Source organism: Streptomyces sp. M2CJ-2, assembly GCF_016757295.1.
In the GTDB taxonomy this organism is placed as follows: Bacteria; Actinomycetota; Actinomycetes; order Streptomycetales; family Streptomycetaceae; genus Streptomyces.
In genome coordinates, this window is sequence record NZ_JAESIF010000028.1 from 47,342 (window position 1) to 63,149 (window position 15,808).

The window sequence follows — 15,808 nt, forward strand, 5'->3', positions numbered from 1 at the left end:
AGTCTGAAGGCTCTGGGGGCTATTGGGGTGCTGCGACGGGGCCGGTGAGTTCGGTGAGGTCCGCGAGCATGCGGGCCCGGTCGGGTTCCCGCCCGGTGAACAGGCGGAACGCGTCCGCGGCCTGGAAGGCGGCCATGCCGCCGCCGTCGAGGGTGGCGCAGCCCGCCGCGCGGGCGGTGCGCAGGAGCTCGGTCTCCAGGGGTCGGTAGACGACCTCGGCGACCCACAGCCCGGGGTGCAGCAGCTCCGCGGGCAGCGGCAGTCCCGGGTGGGCCGCCATGCCGGTGGGGGTCGCGTGCACCAGGCCGCCGCTGCCGTCGGCGGCGGCCAGGAGCTCCGGCAGCCGGTCCAGGGGGGCGGCGGCGGCGCGGTCCGCTCCGAAGGTCCGGTTCAGGGAGTCGGCGAGTTCGTCGGCCCGCTCGGGCAGGGCGTCGGCCACGGTGACCCGTCCGGCGCCGAGGGTGAGCACGGCGTGCGCGACGGCGGCGCCGGCGCCGCCCGCGCCGAGCTGCACCACCCGCTCCAGCGGCACGTCGGGCAGGCCGCGGGCGAAGGAGGCGGCGAAGCCGGTGACGTCCGTGTTGTGGCCGACGGCCCGGCCGCCCTCGAAGACGACGGTGTTGACCGCGCCGAGCGCCTCGGCCTGCGGATCGAGTGCGTCGAGGTGCTCGACGACGAGCCGTTTGCACGGGTGGGTGATGTTGAGCCCGTCGAATCCGAGCAGCCGCGCGGCGCGCAGCAGCTCGCCCACCGCCTCGGGCGGCACGCCGATCGTGTCGAGGTCGAGGAGCCGGTACAGACAGCGCAGACCCTGCCGGTCGGCCTCCCGCTCGTGCAGCGCGGGGCTGAGCGACGGGCCGATGCCGGAGCCGATCAGCCCGACGAGATACGAGTCCTTGAGCACCGGGCCTCCAGAGACCACTCACTAATGTACGAACCAGTACGTTAGCTATATCAGCCGGTCGGGGCCTCATGGAAGCCCCGGCCGGTCGATGACGGCTCCCTTCTACAATCACCGCACCGCATACCCTCGCCCGAAGGAACTCCATGACCAGCGTCGAAGAACCGGCACGGCCCGGCGAGCGCATCCGTGACGCCGCCCGCACCAGGGCCGAGATCCTCGACGTGGCGACGCGGGAGTTCGCCCGGGCCGGCTACGACGGGGCCCGCGTCGACGAGATCGCCGCCCGCACCAGCACCACCAAGCGGATGATCTACTACTACTTCGGCGGCAAGGAAAAGCTGTTCACGGCCGTGCTGGAGCGCGCGTACGGCGTGATCCGCGAGGCCGAGCAGCAGTTGGACGTCGACCACCTGGACCCGGTGGCGGCCATCCGGCGGCTGGCGGAGGTGACCTTCGACCACCATGAGCGGCACCCGGACTTCATCCGCTTGGTGAGCATCGAGAACATCCACGGCGCGGAGCACATCAGGGCCTCCGATGAGCTCGGCCGGATGGGCTCGCCGGCGCTCGACGTGATCCGCCGGATCCTGGCCGCGGGGCAGGAGTCCGGCCTGTTCACGGCCGATGTGGACGCCGTCGACCTGCACGCGATGATCAGCTCGTTCTGCTTCTTCCGGGTGTCCAACCGGCACACCTTCGGCGCGCTGTTCGGCCGCGACCTGGTCGCCCCGGAGCGGCGCGAGCACTACCGGGCGATGCTGGGCGACATGGTGATCGCGTACCTGACGGCGGAGCGGGCCACGGACTGACGGGCGGAGGGCAGCGCCCCCGAGCCCCGGCGGATCCCGGGCCGACTCCGCACGACGCCACCTCTTGACACCGGAAGCCGTCGGGCGCAGCATCCCTATCCAGCCGCGACTAACTATCCAGTGGGTTAATTAGCGCACCGGCTTCTCCCCTCAGCTCATCCTCCGCGCACCGTCGTGGAGTCCCCTCGAAGGAGCCCGCCGTGTCCGTCCCCGCACCGCCCCGCGACGCCTCCCCGCCCGGACAGCCGAAGAAGGCGGCGACCGCCGCCTGGATCGGCAGCGCCCTGGAGTACTACGACTTCTTCATCTACGGCAGCGCGGCGGCGCTGATCTTCCCGGAGGTGTTCTTCGACGACTCCGACCCGGCCACCGCGACCCTGCTGTCGCTGGCGACGTTCGGTGTCGCGTACGCGGCCCGGCCCCTCGGCGCGCTGTTCCTCGGCCACTACGGGGACCGGGTCGGCCGTAAGAAGATCATGGTCTTCACGCTGATGCTGATGGGCGTGTCGACGTTCCTCATCGGCTGTCTGCCCACCCGTGACCAGGTCGGCACCCTCGCGCCGGCCCTGCTGGTGCTGTGCCGCATCCTGCAGGGCGTCTCGGCGGCCGGCGAACAGGCCAGCGCGAACTCGATGACCCTGGAACACGCGCCGCCCCACCGGCGGGGCTTCTTCACCAGCTTCACCCTGAGCGGTACGCAGGGCGGCCAGCTGCTGGCCACGCTGGTCTTCATCCCGGTGGCCGCGATGCCCGAGGAGCAGTTGCTCTCCTGGGGCTGGCGGGTGCCGTTCTGGATGAGCGTCGCGGTCGCCGTGGTCGGGTACGTCATCCGCCGCAAGCTCGACGAGACCCCGGCCTTCGAGCAGCAGACCGCCACCGAGGGAGTCGTGAAGCTGCCCCTGGCCGTGCTGCTGCGCGAGCACTGGGCGGACGTCCTGCGGGTGGTCGCGGGTGCGCTGATCGCCTCGGTCAGCACGATCTTCACGGTGTGGGCGCTGGCGTACGCGACCAGTGACGCGGTCGGCATGTCCCGCACGTCGATGCTGTGGGTGGCCGCGCTGGCGAACGTCGCCGCGCTCGCCGCGATCCCCATGTGGGCCGTGCTCTCCGACCGCATCGGCCGCCGCCCGGTCTTCCTGGTCGGCGCCGTCGGCAGCGCGGTGACGATGTTCCTGTACCTGTGGGTCGTCTCCACCGGCGACTTCGCCCTGACGATGCTGCTGGGCATCATCGCCTTCGGCGTCGTCTACAGCGCCGCGAACGGTGTGTGGCCGTCCTTCTACGGCGAGATGTTCCCGACCCGGGTGCGGCTCTCGGGCATGGCGATCGGCACCCAGATCGGCTTCGCCGTGGCCGGCTTCGCGGTCACCTTCGCCGCACAGATCGCGGGCCCGGACGGGGACGACTGGACGGCGGTGGCGCTCTTCACGGCCGCCCTGTGCGTCCCGCCGGTGATCGCGGCGCTCTCCGCACGGGAGACCCACCGCGTCCCGACCGAACTGCTCGGCGAACGCACGGCCGACGGCGCGACCCAGCCGGAGAAAGTGACGACCTGACCCCGCTCACTTCGACCCCTGGAGCCGGTGTCCGGCTCCAGGGGTCTCACGTCGGCACGGCTCCGCCCGCCCCGCCTACCGGTTGGACCACCCGCGCCGGCACAGCACCAGCCGGTAACCGTCGGGGTCCTCGAGGGTGACGCCCCACTCGTTCCAGTACGGATTGGGGGACGGGACCGTCGTGCCGCCGTGCTGCTCGAGCCGACCGACCAGGTCGTCCGGGACCGGGCCGTCGAGGTAGATCACCAGCAGGTCCTCCTCGGTGGGCCGGGGCTCGACGGGCCGACCGGGTTCATACACCAGTTCGAGGTGCCAGTCGGCGTCCGGCCAGCCCAGCATCAGCAGGTCGTGTCCACCGGGCGGGGCGCCGCCCTCGGTCCGCCACACCACGCTCAATCCGAGCCCGCCGCACCAGAACCGCTCGGCCGCGGCGAGGTCCCGGGACGGGCGGGCGATACGGATGTGACTGCGGCCGTCGACGGACATGATGCCCTCTCCCCTGGGGTGCGCTCCTCCGCGCCGGAACCGGCGCCGATCCGTTCCGCAGCGTAGACACCCCACCGATCACCGAACCATCGGTCGCCCGGCGGGGGCCTCGGGTCCTACGCCCCGCCCCCAGGTCCTACGACTCGCCCCCGGGTCCTACGACTCGCCTCGCCGGGGAATCCCGTACGCCCGCTCCACCCGCAGTCGCAGTACGAGGCGGCGGTCGCGGACCATGGCGGCGCGGTAGTCGTCCCAGTCGGGGTGTTCGCCGTTGACGTCGCGGTAGAGCCGGATCAGTTCCCGCACCGTCTCGTCGTGCGGATCGGCGGCGACGGGGGACAGTTCGGCGGTGCCCTCGGCGACCGTGTACGCCCACCGGTCGGGGGTGGTCACGTGGTAGGAAGCCCGGGGGTCCCGCCGCAGGTTGCGGGTCTTGGCCCGGTCGTCCGTGATCGAGACACGGATCAGCCGCTCGTCGGGGTAGTAGGCGTGGTTGACGTTCGACAGCTGGGGTCGGCCGTCCTGTTTCAGCGTGACGAGCACGCCACCGTTGTGGTCACCGATCAGTGCGAGCAGCGCGGGCAGTGTGTCCTGTGTCATACCCCCTGCAACGCCCGCACCGGCCCCGTCGTTCCCGTCGCCCTCGCCGTCCGCCCGGGTGCGCCGGTGTGTTCACCCGGTCCGACGAGGCCTGACGTGCTCCGGGCGGGGTATCCCGGACTCAGCTCGTGAGCGTGGTCGAAGGAGCGTGCGATGGGACTGCTGCGGCAGGAGGCCGACCCGGCGGAGACCGCACTGGACGCGGAGGCACTGGACCGGCTGGGCCGGCACTTCGCGCACGAGGTCGACGAGGGGCGGCTGCCCGGCTTCCTCGTCGCCGTCGCGCGGGGCGGGCGGCTCGCGGAGTTGTACGGCGAGACGGACGACGGCGGCATCGAGCCCATCGCCGGGCTGCCGCTGCGGGGCCGTCCCCGGTTCCCGTCCGGCCTCGGCACGTACGGCTGGACCGGGGTCGCCACCACCGCGTTCCGGGTCGACCCGGGCCGCGACCTGGCCGTGCAGTTCTGCACGCAGGTGCGGCCCCGGTCCTCCCACTCGGTGTTCCCGGACCTCAGGCGGCTGGTGCACGAGGCCGTGACCGGCTGAACGCCGGCCGGCCGGACGCCGGTTCGCCGCCGGGGGTGCCGGGGCCGGTGGGCCGTCAGGACCAGTGCGCCACCGCGTCCAGGTGGGGCAGGTCGTGGTCGAGGCGTTCCCGCTTGGTCCGCAGGTAGGTGATGTTGCTCTCGCACGGCGGTATCAACAGCGGTACCTGCTCGGCGACCTGGACACCGTGCCGTACCAACGCCTCGTGCTTGCGGGGGTTGTTGGACATCAGCCGCACCGACCGTACGCCCAGGTCCTGGAGCATGCCGGCGGCGACACCGTAGTCGCGGGCGTCCACCGGCAGGCCGAGGGCGAGGTTCGCCTCGACGGTGTCCAGCCCCTCCGCCTGCAGGGCCATCGCGCGCAGCTTCGCCAGCAGGCCGATGCCGCGGCCCTCGTGTCCTCTCAAGTAGAGGACGACACCGGCCCCTTCGGCGGCCACCGCGCGCAGTGCGGCGGCGAGCTGGTCGCCGCACTCGCAGTGCTGGGAGCCGAACGCGTCGCCGGTCAGGCACTCCGAGTGCAGCCGGGTGAGGACCCGGTCCGTGCCGATGTCGCCGTGGACCAGGGCGACTTGTTCGTCACCGCGGTCGTGGTCGAGGTAGCCGACCGCCTGGAACTTTCCGTACACGGTGGGCAACGGCGCATTCACGACACGTTCCACGCCGGTCCGCTGGGGTGGCTTCTTGGCGAGTACGCCTATGTTTTCTGTCATGATTCTCGAGTTCCTAAGCAGAGACGAAAGGCCGTGAAGAGATGAGTGGTTCACAAAAGCGGTCGGCGGCATACGGCCCGGTCCACGGTCTGTTGCCGGCGGATACTACAGAAGATGTACGGAATCGAGGCGCCGACGTCTCACGGCAGATCGCGGTTCTTCCCGTCGGGAGTTTCGAGCAGCACGGCCCGTTCCTTCCGCTGGTGACCGACACCCTGGTGGCGTGTGCCGTCGCGAGGGAGATCGCCGACACGTACCCGGTGCATCTCCTCCCTCCGGTGACGATCTCCTGCTCGCACGAGCACGCGGCCTGGCCGGGGACCGTCTCCATCTCCTCCGTGACCCTTCACGCGGTGATACGGGACATCGCCGACTCGCTGCGCCGTTCCGGCGTGGACACCCTGGTGCTGGTCAACGGGCACGGCGGAAACTACGTACTCGGCAACGTCGTTCAGGAATCCTCCGCCCGCGGCGAGCGCATGTCGCTGTTCCCGGCGCCGGAGGACTGGGAGACCGCGCGCCGGCACGCCGGCGTGGTCACCTCGCTGCTCACCGACATGCACGCGGGGGAAATCGAGACCTCCGTCCTTCTGCACACTCATCCCGAATTGCTCCGGGCCGGTTATGAGACCTCCGATCACGTCGCCGACGACCGGCGCCGGTTGCTCACGCTGGGAATGACCGCCTATACCGATTCCGGTGTCATCGGACGCCCTTCACTGGGCTCCGCGGAAAAGGGCAGAGAGCTTCTGGCGAGCCTCGTGGATTCCTTCGGCGCGTATTTCTCGATGCTCACCTCCGGCAGCACCCCGACGGAGGCGGCGGCCCCGGCCGGTTCGGCGGACACCACCGGTTCGGCCGGCGCGGTGAACGACGGCTCATAGGCCGTGTCCTCCTGGGCGCCGGGGGCGGCGGTGGCGGCCGTCCGCCGCCCGGCGCGCAGTTCCGCGTACCAGCGGGCGACGAGCACGATCACCCCGGGCAGGCTCGCCACGAGGCTGAGCACCCCGTAGACCACGGCGACGGCCAGCCCCCGGCCCGCGCCCAGTCCCGCGGCGCCGAACGCCCAGGCGGCGACGCCCTCCCGGGGGCCCCAGCCGCCGACGTTCAGTGGCAGCGCCATGGCGAGCAGCGCCAGTACGCCCAGCGGCAGCAGCTCGGTGACCGGCGCGCCGACTCCGGCGACGCGGGCGGCGAGGACGAACATCGCCAGGTATCCGGCGAGCACGACGAGGGAGGAGAGCAGCACACCTGGTCCGTTGCGCCGGGACAGCAGCCCCTCGCGGGCCTCGGCGAGCACCGGCCGCGGCGCCCGGTCCCGGCGTGACGACGCCGACCGGTTCATCCGCAGGGCGAGGACGACGGCGCAGGCGCCGAGTGCGGCGAGGCCCACGAGCGGGGCGGCCTGCCGCATGTCGTCCCGGACCGGTGACGGCATGGTCAGCAGCATCACGGCCCCGGCGGCGAACAGCGCCAGCTGTCCGGCGGCCCGCTCCAGCACCACGGACCGCACCCCGCGGCCCAGGTCACCGGTGCTCTGCCCGTGCCGCACCGCGCGGTGGACGTCGCCGAGGACGCCACCGGGCAGGGCCGCGTTCAGGAACAGGGCGCGGTAGTAGTCGGCGACGGCCGGGACGAGCGGCAGCCGGATCCTCAGGCCCCGGGCCACCAGGGCCCAGCGCCAGGCGCTGAACACCGTGGTCACCAGCCCGATCCCGAGCGCCGCCAGCACGGCGGGCCCGTCGATCCGGCGCAGCCCGTCGAGGAGGACGCCGGTGCCCAGGCGCCACAGCAGCACGGCGAGGATGAGGACACCGGCGGCGCTGCCGAGGCGGGTGCGCACGGCGGGGGTGTTGAGCCGGGCGAGGAGAGCGCGCGGGGCGCTGCCGGGGCGCGGTACCGGGGGGTCCAGGACCGGTGTTTCCACCGTCCGGGCACTCACGCGGCGGCGCCCGACGGCCGGCACAGGGCGAGCAGGTCGTTGTGGTGGACGACGACCCGCAGTTCGCCCGCCGCGCAGGCCTCCAGGCGCTCGGTCAGGTAACGGCCCGCGGGCTCGGCCAGTTCGGGGCGTTCCTCGACCGCCGCGCCGACCCAGCCCCGCAGCCACTGCGCGGTCAGTTCGGCCTGTTCGGGGCCGAGCCGCCAGGGGCTCGGGTCGAGCCGCACGGTCGCGCCGTGGTCGGCGAAGGCCTCCGCGGCGACGGTGGCCGCGTCCGGGCCGAGCAGTCCGTCCCGGCGCTGGTGGGCGTTGAACGCCTCGGTGATCTCCTGGTCCAGCGGGTGCGGCGCGGTCAGTTCGACGCGTCCGGCCACCGAGAGCGTGAGCAGGGCCGGGCAGCCGGCTCCGGCGCAGGCGGCGGCGAGGGCGTCGACGTCCTCGCGGGTGAGGACGTCGAGCAGTGCGGACGCGGTCACCAGGGAGGCGCCGACCAGGGCGTCCGGGGTGAGCCGGGCGACGTCGCCGCGCCGGGTCTCCACACTGACACGGCTGCCGTCGGCGGCGGACCGCGGGGAGGCGACGGCGGCGAAGTGGAGGAGGTAGGGGTCCCGGTCGTGCAGGATCCAGTGCTGGGCGCCGTCCAGCCGGGGCGCGAGCCAGCGGCCCATGGAGCCGGTGCCGCAGCCGATGTCGTGGACGACGAAACCGCCGGCCCGCTGCGGCAGGTTGGCGAGCCGGATGCGCAGCGGGTCGAGCAGGTCGTGGGCGCGTGCGCAGGCGTCGGCGGGTTCCCGCAGTTGGAGCCATTCGGGCGCGTACCGGGCGGGTTCATCGGTGTCGGCGGTGGCGACCTCCCGCAGCCGGAGGGTGTCCCGCTCCCCGGGACGGAGCACGGGACCGGCCCCGGGGATGACGGACTGCCGGGTGGCGGGGCCGCCCGGTCCGGCCGGTGCCGTCGGCTGCGTCTCCTGGGCCGTCCGCGCTGCTGACGGGGTCTGCGTCGTTGACGGGGTCTGCGTCGTCGACGGGCTGGTCATGCGGCCCTCCGGGGTTCGGTCGGAAGCCGGCGCAGTACCGCCGCCAGGCTCTGTGCGGTGCTCGCCCAGCCGCCGAGGGCGGCACGCCGGCCACGCGCGGCCGCCTTCAACCGGCGGCGGACGTCCGCCTCGCCGAACCAGCCGCGGAGTTCGACGGCGATGGCGGCGGGGTTCTCCGGCGGTACGAGGATGCCGGGCACCCCGCCGTCGGGGGCGCGGCCGACCGCCTCGGGCAGGCCGCCGACATCGGTGGCCAGCACCGGGATGCCACGCGCCAGCGCCTCGGTGACCGCCATGCCGTACGTCTCGGCGTACGAGGTGAGGACCATCAGGTCGGCGGTGGCGTAACTGGCGTCGAGTTCGGCGCCGGATTTCGGTCCCGCCAGCTCCAGCCGGTCCTGGAGGCCGTATCGGCCGATCAGGGACCGCAGATGGGCGACGTACTCGGGGTCGTGGCCGAGCCCGCCGACCAGCGCGCAGCTCCACGGCAGGTCGGACACCGCCGCCAGCGCCTCGACCAGTCGGTGCTGGCCCTTGCGCGGGGTGAGGGCGGCGACGCACAGCAGCCGGGAGACGCCGTCGGTGCCGGAGGCGAGGGGCGCGATGTCGGCGCCGGGAGCGGCGACGTGGACCCGGTCGGGTGCGAGCCCGTGGTGGGAGACCAGGCGGCGTACCGCCCAGTCGCTGGTGCCGATGACGGCCGGCACCGCGCGCAGCACCGTACGCTCACGGGCGTCCAGGTCGGCGGCGACCGCCGGGTCGAGCCCGGTCTCGTCGCCGAGCGGGAGGTGGACGAGGACGGCCATCCGCAGCCGTTCCGCCTCCGGGAGGATGATCTCGGGGACCCCGCAGGCGACCAGTCCGTCCAGCAGGACGACGGCGCCGTCGGGCAGTTCGCGCAGGGTGCGGGCGAGCGCGGTACGGGCGGCGGCGTCCGGGCGGGGCCAGTCACCGGCCACGGCGTGCCGCTGCACCTCCCAGCCGAATCCGGGCAGGTCCAGGCAGACGCGCCGGTCGTAGGCGTTGCCGCCGCTCGGTGCGGCCGGGTCGTCGACGCCGCCCGGCATCAGGAAGTGCACGGAGCGCAGGGACATGGGGATGATCCCTCCGTTCCCCGGGAGGGAGGCCTGTTGGGGGACGTAGTCCAGGCGGGCCCGCTGGGTGGCCGTGCCGGTCACGGTGGCGGTGGCGTCGTTCACAGCTCACGCTCGTAACTCGCCCAGGCGATGTGCGACTCGTGCAGGGTGACCGTGAGCCCCGCGATGCCCTTGGCGTTCTCGCCCAGCGCGCCCTTGTGGATGCGCTCGGCCAGCCGGTCGGCGATGACCTTGGCCAGGAACTCCGTGGAGGTGTTGATCCCCGCGAAGTCAGGTTCGTCGTCGAGGTTGCGGTAGTTCAGCTCGCCGACGACGGCCCCGAGTTCCTGCGTCGCGAGGCCGATGTCGACGACGAGGTTGTCCTCGTCCAACTGTTCGCGCCGGAACGCGGCGTCCACGAGGAACGTGGCCCCGTGCAGGCGCTGGGCCGGTCCGAAGACCTCGCCATGGAAGCTGTGGGCGATCATGATGTGATCGCGGACGGTGATGCTGAACAACGGACGACCCTCCAGGTGCGGCGCGTCTGCCCCCCGGCCGATCGCCGCCGGGGATGCCGTGTAGTACGGCTGTTCGCCGTTCGGCGTTCAGCCTCCGGTCCGTCTTTTCTCAGGTCAGACGGTGGCCCTTCGATCAGGGCGTGGCCCGGTCGTAGCGGACGAGGTGGCACAGGGCCGGGATCTCGCCGGAGGCGAGGCGGGGCATGACGTCGGGCAGCTCCTCGAACGGGGACTCACCGGTGATCAGCGCGTCGAGCGCGGGGTCGGCCAGCAGGCCGAGGGCGAGGGCGAGCCGGTCGGCGTAACTGCGGCCGGGGCGGGCCGGGGAGACCGTGCCGACCTGGCTGCTGCGGATGGCGAGCCGCCGGGAGTGGAAGGCCTCGCCCAGCGGGAGGCTCACCTTCCGGTCGCCGTACCAGCTCAGTTCGATCACCGTGCCCTCGGCGCCGAGCAGTTCGAGCGCCCGGGTGAGCCCCTGCTCGGTGGCGCTGGCGTGCACGACCAGGTCGCAGTCGCCCAAGGCGTCCTCGGGCAGCGCGAATCCGACGCCGAGGGCCTCGGCGGTCTCGGCGCGCGCCGGGTCGGCGTCGACGAGCTGGACGCGCACGCCGGGGAAACGGGCCAGCAGCGCGGCCACCGAGCTGCCGACCATGCCGCCGCCGACGACGGCGATCCGGTCGCCGATCAACGGCGCCGCGTCCCACAGGGCGTTGACGGCGGTCTCCACGGTGCCGGCCAGCACGGCCCGGCCGGCGGGCACGTCGTCGGGCACGGGTGTCACGGCGCTCGCCGGGACGACGTAACGGGTCTGGTGCGGGTAGAGGCAGAAGACCGTGCGCCCGACGAGTGCCGCCGATCCCTCCTCCACCACGCCCACGTTGAGGTAGCCGTACTTCACCGGCCCCGGGAAGTCGCCCTCCTGGAACGGCGCGCGCATCGCCGTGTACTGGCTCTCGGGCACCCCGCCGCGGAAGACGAGGGTCTCCGTACCGCGGCTCACCCCGGAGTACAGCGAGCGCACCAGCACCTCGTCCTCACCGGGGGCGGGCAGGGCGATCTCGCGGATCTCACCTCGACCGGGCGAGTCGAGCCAGAACGCATGAGCGGTGCGGTTCATCGAATTCCTCCTGAACGAACGGCGAGTTGCACCCGTACCGAGGGGTGCACAGGCCGCGCACAAGGTAGCGGCGTTGATCGACTCTGTCACACGGCCGGAGGGTGTTCGGTGGCCCTGAACAACAGTTACGACGCGAGGCTCGTACAGCAGGAGACCGCCGTGGGGGCGGGCGTACAGGTCCTGCTGCTGGCGCTTCTCGGTACGGCGATCGGCATGGGCCCGGCGGGCTGGCTGACCGGCCTCGCGTTCGCGATCGCCACCTGGGCGGTGCTCTCCCGGGCCCTGCACCGGTCCCGGCTGCGCTCGTTCGGCCCGGCCAACCGGGTGACGCTCGGCCGGGCGATCCTGGTGGGCGGGGTGACCGCGCTGGTCGCCGACTCCTTCCAGGACACTCCGCCCGTCTCCCTCCTCGTCGGACTGACCGCCGTGGCCCTCGTCCTCGACGGGGTGGACGGCAAGGTGGCGCGCAGGACCGGCACGTCGACCGCGCTGGGCGCCCGCTTCGACATGGAGGTCGACGCGTTCCTCATCCTGGTGCTGAGCGTGTACGTGTCGATGGCGATGGGCCCCTGGGTGCTGCTGATCGGCGGTATGCGGTACGTCTTCGTCGCCGCGGCCCGGGTGTGGCCGTGGCTGAACGCCGCCCTCCCGCCGAGCACGGCCCGCAAGACGGTGGCCGCGCTGCAGGGCGTCCTCCTGCTGGTGGCGGGCGCGGACCTGCTGCCGCACCCGGTCAACGTCGGGGTGGTGGCGCTGGCCCTGGGCCTGCTGCTGTGGTCGTTCGGCCGCGACGTCCTGTGGCTGTGGCGCACCTCGCGACTGCGGCCCGCCTCCCGCACCGAACAGCCGGTGCGCGAACTCGTCGCGGGCTGATGCCTCTTCCCCCTCCTCGACCCGTAGGCATGAGGTTGCGCCGACACGCCCCGAAGTGTTTGACACCACTCCGGCCCCCCTCTAAACCTACCGACATGACATTCGTTTTCAAGACGGTGGAGTGCCGATGAGGATCGCGTTCGTCGGCAAGGGCGGCAGCGGCAAGACGACGATGTCCGCCCTCTTCTCCCGTCACCTGGCGAGCACCGGCGCCCCGGTCCTCGCCATCGACGGCGACATCAACCAGCACCTGGCCGAGGCCCTCGCCCCCGCCGAGAGCGCCCCGGTGACGCCCCCTCCCCTGGGCCCGCGCCTGCATGACATCAAGACCTACCTGCGCGGCACCAACCCCCGCATCACCTCCACCGAGTCGATGATCAAGACGACCCCGCCCGGCCGCGGTTCACGCCTTCTGCGCCTGCTGGGCGACGACGAACTGCACGCGCGGCACGTCGTCCGGGCCGGCGGTGTCCCGCTGATGGCGACGGGCCAGTTCGACGACAGCGACCTGGGCGTGGCCTGCTACCACTCCAAGCTCGGTGCGGTGGAGCTGTACTTGGGTCACCTGGTGGACGGCCCCGGCGAATACGTGGTGGTCGACATGACCGCGGGCGCCGACGCCTTCGCCTCCGGCCTGTTCACCCGCTTCGACCTCACCTTCCTGGTCGCCGAACCCACCCGCAAGGGTGTCTCCGTCTACCGTCAGTACCGGGACCACGCGCGCGAGTTCGGCATCCGTGTCGCGGTCGTCGGCAACAAGGTGACCTGCGAGGACGACCTCCTCTTCCTCAAGAACCAGGTGGGCGACGACCTCCTGACCCACCTCGTGCACTCGGACTGGGTACGGGCGGCGGAACAGGGCAGGGCGGCACCGGCCGGCCCCGGCGCCGCGGACGCCTCGGACCCCCTGAGCACACTGGAACCCCACAACCGCCACGCCCTGACCGTCCTGCGCGAGGCCGTCGACTCCCACCCCCGCGACTGGGACCGACTCCACCGCCACGCCGTGGAGTTCCACCTCCGCAACGCCCGCGCCTGGGCCGACGCCCGCACCGGCGAGGACCTGGCCTCCCAGATCGACCCGGACTTCGCCCCCGGCCCGGCGGCCCTCCTGCCCTGCCCCTGATCCTGGTCCCGCCCGGCTACCCGATACCGGTCGCGTCGAGCAGCCGGACCAGGTCCTTGCGCCCGTACCCGAGCAGCCGGGCACGGTGGGTGCCCATCAGCAACGGGTGTGCGGCGATCACCGCCGCACACCCGTCCCTGTCGTCACCGAGCCACTCCTGCGGCTTCTCGACCCCCAGGCTGTTCAACACCAGCCCGTGCTCGCGCCGGACTTCCGCGACGGTCCCGGCGACCGCGTCCAGCAGCGTCTTCCCCGGCCGCTCGCACTCCAGCGCGAAACACCCCTGGTCGACCGGCACACAGCCCTCCGGCGGCCGCTCCCGCACCCCCGCGTACCGCTCGTCCCCGAACCCGGCCGCACCGAACTCCTCGTGCACCAGCGCGAACCGATGGAACCCCGCCGGAACCGGCGGCGGTGGCGGCGTGTACTCCCACCCCGCGTCCTCGTACAACAGCCTCTTCACCTCCTCCTCGTCGGCATGCGTCACGCTGAACCCGCTGGCGTCGTTGCGCCCGGTCGTCGTCCCGTCGGGGTTGCGATGAAAGCAGAGACCCATGTGTACCCCCGTGGTCTGCGATGAGAACGACGAGAAGCCCTCGTCACTGGATCGAACGGCCCACGGCCGCCACCCGTGCCCGTCCTCGACAGCATCACCCGATCGCGTGAGCACGAGGTACGAACCGACGGCAGGGCGACGGGACCCTTCACCCACGGGGGACGTCGAGAACCGGGCACGGGATCCTTCCGGCTTCCTGCACCCGCAACCACCGCGACCCTGCTCATCCGGTCTCGCGGCTGAGCCCCGACCAGCTGAACCCCGACTTCACCAAGCGATCGGCCGGTACCCCAGGGCCTGATCGACTACTTCATCAGCCGAGAGCTGCCGCTCCGGCGGCCAGAAGATCAAGTCGCTGACATGACCGGGCGGGCATGCCAGGGCTCTGCCGAGCCTGTCCAGCCGGCCGCCCACCTCGTCGTCCGAGGTGTGGTCCGCTTCCATGATCCGCTGCACGAGCGCGACCGCCTCCGCGCGACTCATTTCCACAGCGCTCATCAAGTCCCTCCGCCAGGTCACCGTGATCCAGGTGTCGAGCAGTTCGGTCCGGCGCCCGCAAGGGGTCGGCGAGCAGCCTGCGACGGACAGCGGTCCGCCTCGGCCCTCTCCGGTCCCTGAGACCCGCTCCGAGGTCGGCTCCGTCTCGGTACCCACGCTCCGATCGTCGCCGACGACGAGTTCGGCCGCTCCGGCCGCGGGAGCGCCGGCTCCGAGGATGTGCTTGACCTGGATGGCCTCGGCCGACGGATGCAGAGAGGCGGCGCCCGCCCATCGAGAGGGCGGCTCGACTCCTCGGAGCTCCGAACGAAACGGGCGCCCGGCTTGCGGCGCCCGGCACGCACGGCCGCCGCGGGACGCCGTCGGCTCGGGGCAGCAGCCGGGCTACCCGTGCAGCAGATCCGCGTGGATGTCGTCCAGCCGGGCGGCTCCGGCCAGTGCCATGGCCGTCTCCAGCTGGCTCCGGTACGAGTTCAGCAGCGATGCCACCCCGTCGGCTCCGTCCAGTGCCAGGGCCCACAGGACCGGACGGCCGACCAGGACGGCACGCGCGCCGAGCGCGAGGGCGATCAGGACGTCGGTGCCCGTCTCGATGCCGCCGTCGACCAGGACCGGTACCCGGTCCCCGACGGCGGCCGCCACCGGGGGCAGGACGTCGGCCGTCGCCACCGCACGGTCGAGCTGGCGGCCTCCGTGATTGGAGACGATGACCCCCGCCGCCCCCGCCGTCACGCACGCCTGCGCGTCGTCCGCCCGCAGCACGCCCTTGACCAGCACCGGAAGGCCGGAAATGCGTCCCAGTTCGGCGATGGCGCCGAGCCCGACCGAAGGGTCCTGCTCCCAGCCCGGGAGCCGGGTGGCGACCCCGACCGAGCGGCACAGTTCGTCGTCCTGCGGCAGCGGGAGCGGCAGTCCGCCCGTGGCCCTCGGCGGGACGTAGGGCGCGTCGACGGTCAGGACCAGCGCCCGCGCCCCCGCTGCCGTCGCCCGTTCCACCTGACGGCGGGTGAGGTCGCGGTCGCGCAGCCAGTAGACCTGGTACCACCAAGGGCCGGCCGCCGCCGCGACGTCCTCCGGGTACCGGGTGGCCCGGGAGGAGAGCACCATCAGCGAACCGGCCGCCGCCACGCCCGCCGCGGTGGCCGTCTCACCCTCGTCGTGGGCCATCCGGTGGAACGCGGTCGGGCCGGCCAGCACGGGCGAGTCGAGCCGGCTGCCCAGCAGTTCCGTGCCGGTGTCGACCGCCGACACGTCCCGCAGCACGCGCGGGGCGAGCCGCCGGGACCGCCAGGCCCCGGCCGCCTCGCCCGCGCTGATCTGCTCGTCGGCCCCGGCGGCGTAGAACGCGTGGGCCGCGGTCGGCAGGACGGCGCGCGCCCGCTCCGCCAGCCCCGGGCCCGCGGTGATCGCGGCGACGGCGGTTCGCGGCCGGACGGTGCTCGACGTCAT

Annotated in this window: 16 protein-coding genes and 2 pseudogenes; 6 read left to right on the forward strand and 12 right to left on the reverse strand. The window is 72.7% G+C overall.

The window, feature by feature from the left end:
* Positions 1-19: 19 nt before the first annotated feature.
* The gene (locus tag JL475_RS21315) at positions 20-904 is read right to left on the reverse strand and encodes a shikimate dehydrogenase (RefSeq protein ID WP_202279407.1); all 885 of its coding nucleotides are present in this window, start codon (positions 902-904) and stop codon (positions 20-22) included.
* 143 nt (positions 905-1,047) lie between these two features.
* Between JL475_RS21315 and JL475_RS21320 the strand changes: the two genes are divergently transcribed.
* Both JL475_RS21320 and JL475_RS21325 read left to right on the forward strand, forming a co-directional pair.
* A complete protein-coding gene (locus tag JL475_RS21320; RefSeq protein ID WP_202279408.1) occupies positions 1,048-1,713 on the forward strand; it encodes a TetR/AcrR family transcriptional regulator in 666 nt (221 codons plus the stop codon).
* Positions 1,714-1,913: 200 nt separating this feature from the next.
* Positions 1,914-3,269 (forward strand): MFS transporter, encoded by a 1,356-nt coding sequence (locus JL475_RS21325; protein ID WP_202279409.1) that lies wholly within the window; start codon positions 1,914-1,916, stop codon positions 3,267-3,269.
* 75 nt (positions 3,270-3,344) lie between these two features.
* On the opposite strand, the gene JL475_RS21330 is transcribed toward JL475_RS21325, so the two are convergent.
* Together JL475_RS21330 and JL475_RS21335 are read right to left on the reverse strand one after the other, a co-directional pair.
* Entirely contained in the window at positions 3,345-3,755 is a 411-nt protein-coding gene (locus tag JL475_RS21330) for a VOC family protein (RefSeq protein ID WP_202279410.1), read from the reverse strand.
* A gap of 156 nt (positions 3,756-3,911) precedes the next feature.
* Positions 3,912-4,355, reverse strand: a complete 444-nt coding sequence (locus JL475_RS21335) for a PPOX class F420-dependent oxidoreductase (RefSeq protein WP_109380262.1) — start codon at positions 4,353-4,355, stop codon at positions 3,912-3,914.
* Between the two features lie 264 nt (positions 4,356-4,619).
* On the opposite strand from JL475_RS21335, the pseudogene JL475_RS21340 reads away from it, so the two are divergent.
* A pseudogene (locus JL475_RS21340) lies at positions 4,620-4,901 on the forward strand (hypothetical protein); the annotation flags it as partial.
* A gap of 55 nt (positions 4,902-4,956) precedes the next feature.
* Here JL475_RS21340 and ribA read toward each other — a convergent pair.
* A complete protein-coding gene (ribA, locus tag JL475_RS21345; protein ID WP_202279412.1) occupies positions 4,957-5,616 on the reverse strand; it encodes a GTP cyclohydrolase II in 660 nt (219 codons plus the stop codon).
* A 41-nt stretch (positions 5,617-5,657) separates the two neighbouring features.
* Between ribA and JL475_RS21350 the strand changes: the two are divergent.
* Positions 5,658-6,416 (forward strand): annotated as a pseudogene (locus JL475_RS21350) (creatininase family protein); the annotation flags it as partial.
* Here the strand turns inward: JL475_RS21350 and JL475_RS40150 are convergent.
* The 5 genes from JL475_RS40150 to JL475_RS21370 all read right to left on the reverse strand — a co-directional run bounded on the left by JL475_RS40150 (position 6,302) and on the right by JL475_RS21370 (position 11,306).
* Positions 6,302-7,528 carry a lysylphosphatidylglycerol synthase transmembrane domain-containing protein gene (locus JL475_RS40150; protein ID WP_237407853.1) on the reverse strand — a complete coding sequence of 409 codons (1,227 nt, stop codon included), beginning with the start codon at positions 7,526-7,528 and terminating at the stop codon, positions 6,302-6,304. The pseudogene JL475_RS21350 and the gene JL475_RS40150 sit on opposite strands and share 115 nt — an antisense overlap.
* A 26-nt stretch (positions 7,529-7,554) precedes the next feature.
* The gene (locus JL475_RS40155) at positions 7,555-8,595 is read right to left on the reverse strand and encodes a class I SAM-dependent methyltransferase (RefSeq protein ID WP_237407827.1); all 1,041 of its coding nucleotides are present in this window, start codon (positions 8,593-8,595) and stop codon (positions 7,555-7,557) included.
* Positions 8,592-9,794 (reverse strand): glycosyltransferase family 4 protein, encoded by a 1,203-nt coding sequence (locus tag JL475_RS21360; RefSeq protein ID WP_307825123.1) that lies wholly within the window; start codon positions 9,792-9,794, stop codon positions 8,592-8,594. Before JL475_RS21360 ends, JL475_RS40155 begins: the two co-directional genes overlap by 4 nt.
* Entirely contained in the window at positions 9,791-10,189 is a 399-nt protein-coding gene (locus JL475_RS21365; protein ID WP_202279414.1) for a 6-carboxytetrahydropterin synthase, read from the reverse strand. Before JL475_RS21365 ends, JL475_RS21360 begins: the two co-directional genes overlap by 4 nt.
* A 133-nt stretch (positions 10,190-10,322) precedes the next feature.
* Positions 10,323-11,306, reverse strand: a complete 984-nt coding sequence (locus tag JL475_RS21370; protein WP_202279415.1) for a zinc-binding alcohol dehydrogenase — start codon at positions 11,304-11,306, stop codon at positions 10,323-10,325.
* A 108-nt stretch (positions 11,307-11,414) separates the two neighbouring features.
* Here JL475_RS21370 and JL475_RS21375 point away from each other — a divergent pair, with 108 nt between their 5' ends.
* Positions 11,415-12,179, forward strand: a complete 765-nt coding sequence (locus JL475_RS21375) for a CDP-alcohol phosphatidyltransferase family protein (RefSeq protein WP_202279416.1) — start codon at positions 11,415-11,417, stop codon at positions 12,177-12,179.
* Positions 12,180-12,306: 127 nt separating this feature from the next.
* Positions 12,307-13,305 carry an ATP-binding protein gene (locus tag JL475_RS21380; RefSeq protein ID WP_202279417.1) on the forward strand — a complete coding sequence of 333 codons (999 nt, stop codon included), beginning with the start codon at positions 12,307-12,309 and terminating at the stop codon, positions 13,303-13,305.
* Positions 13,306-13,321: 16 nt separating this feature from the next.
* On the opposite strand, the gene JL475_RS21385 is transcribed toward JL475_RS21380, so the two are convergent.
* From JL475_RS21385 to JL475_RS21395, 3 genes are all read right to left on the reverse strand, one after another.
* On the reverse strand, positions 13,322-13,861 hold the full coding sequence (locus JL475_RS21385; protein ID WP_202279418.1) for a hypothetical protein: 540 nt from the start codon (positions 13,859-13,861) through the stop codon (positions 13,322-13,324).
* A gap of 267 nt (positions 13,862-14,128) precedes the next feature.
* Positions 14,129-14,359, reverse strand: a complete 231-nt coding sequence (locus JL475_RS21390) for an e9imm peptide (protein WP_202279419.1) — start codon at positions 14,357-14,359, stop codon at positions 14,129-14,131.
* Positions 14,360-14,743: 384 nt separating this feature from the next.
* Positions 14,744-15,808, reverse strand: a complete 1,065-nt coding sequence (locus JL475_RS21395; RefSeq protein WP_202279420.1) for an alpha-hydroxy acid oxidase — start codon at positions 15,806-15,808, stop codon at positions 14,744-14,746.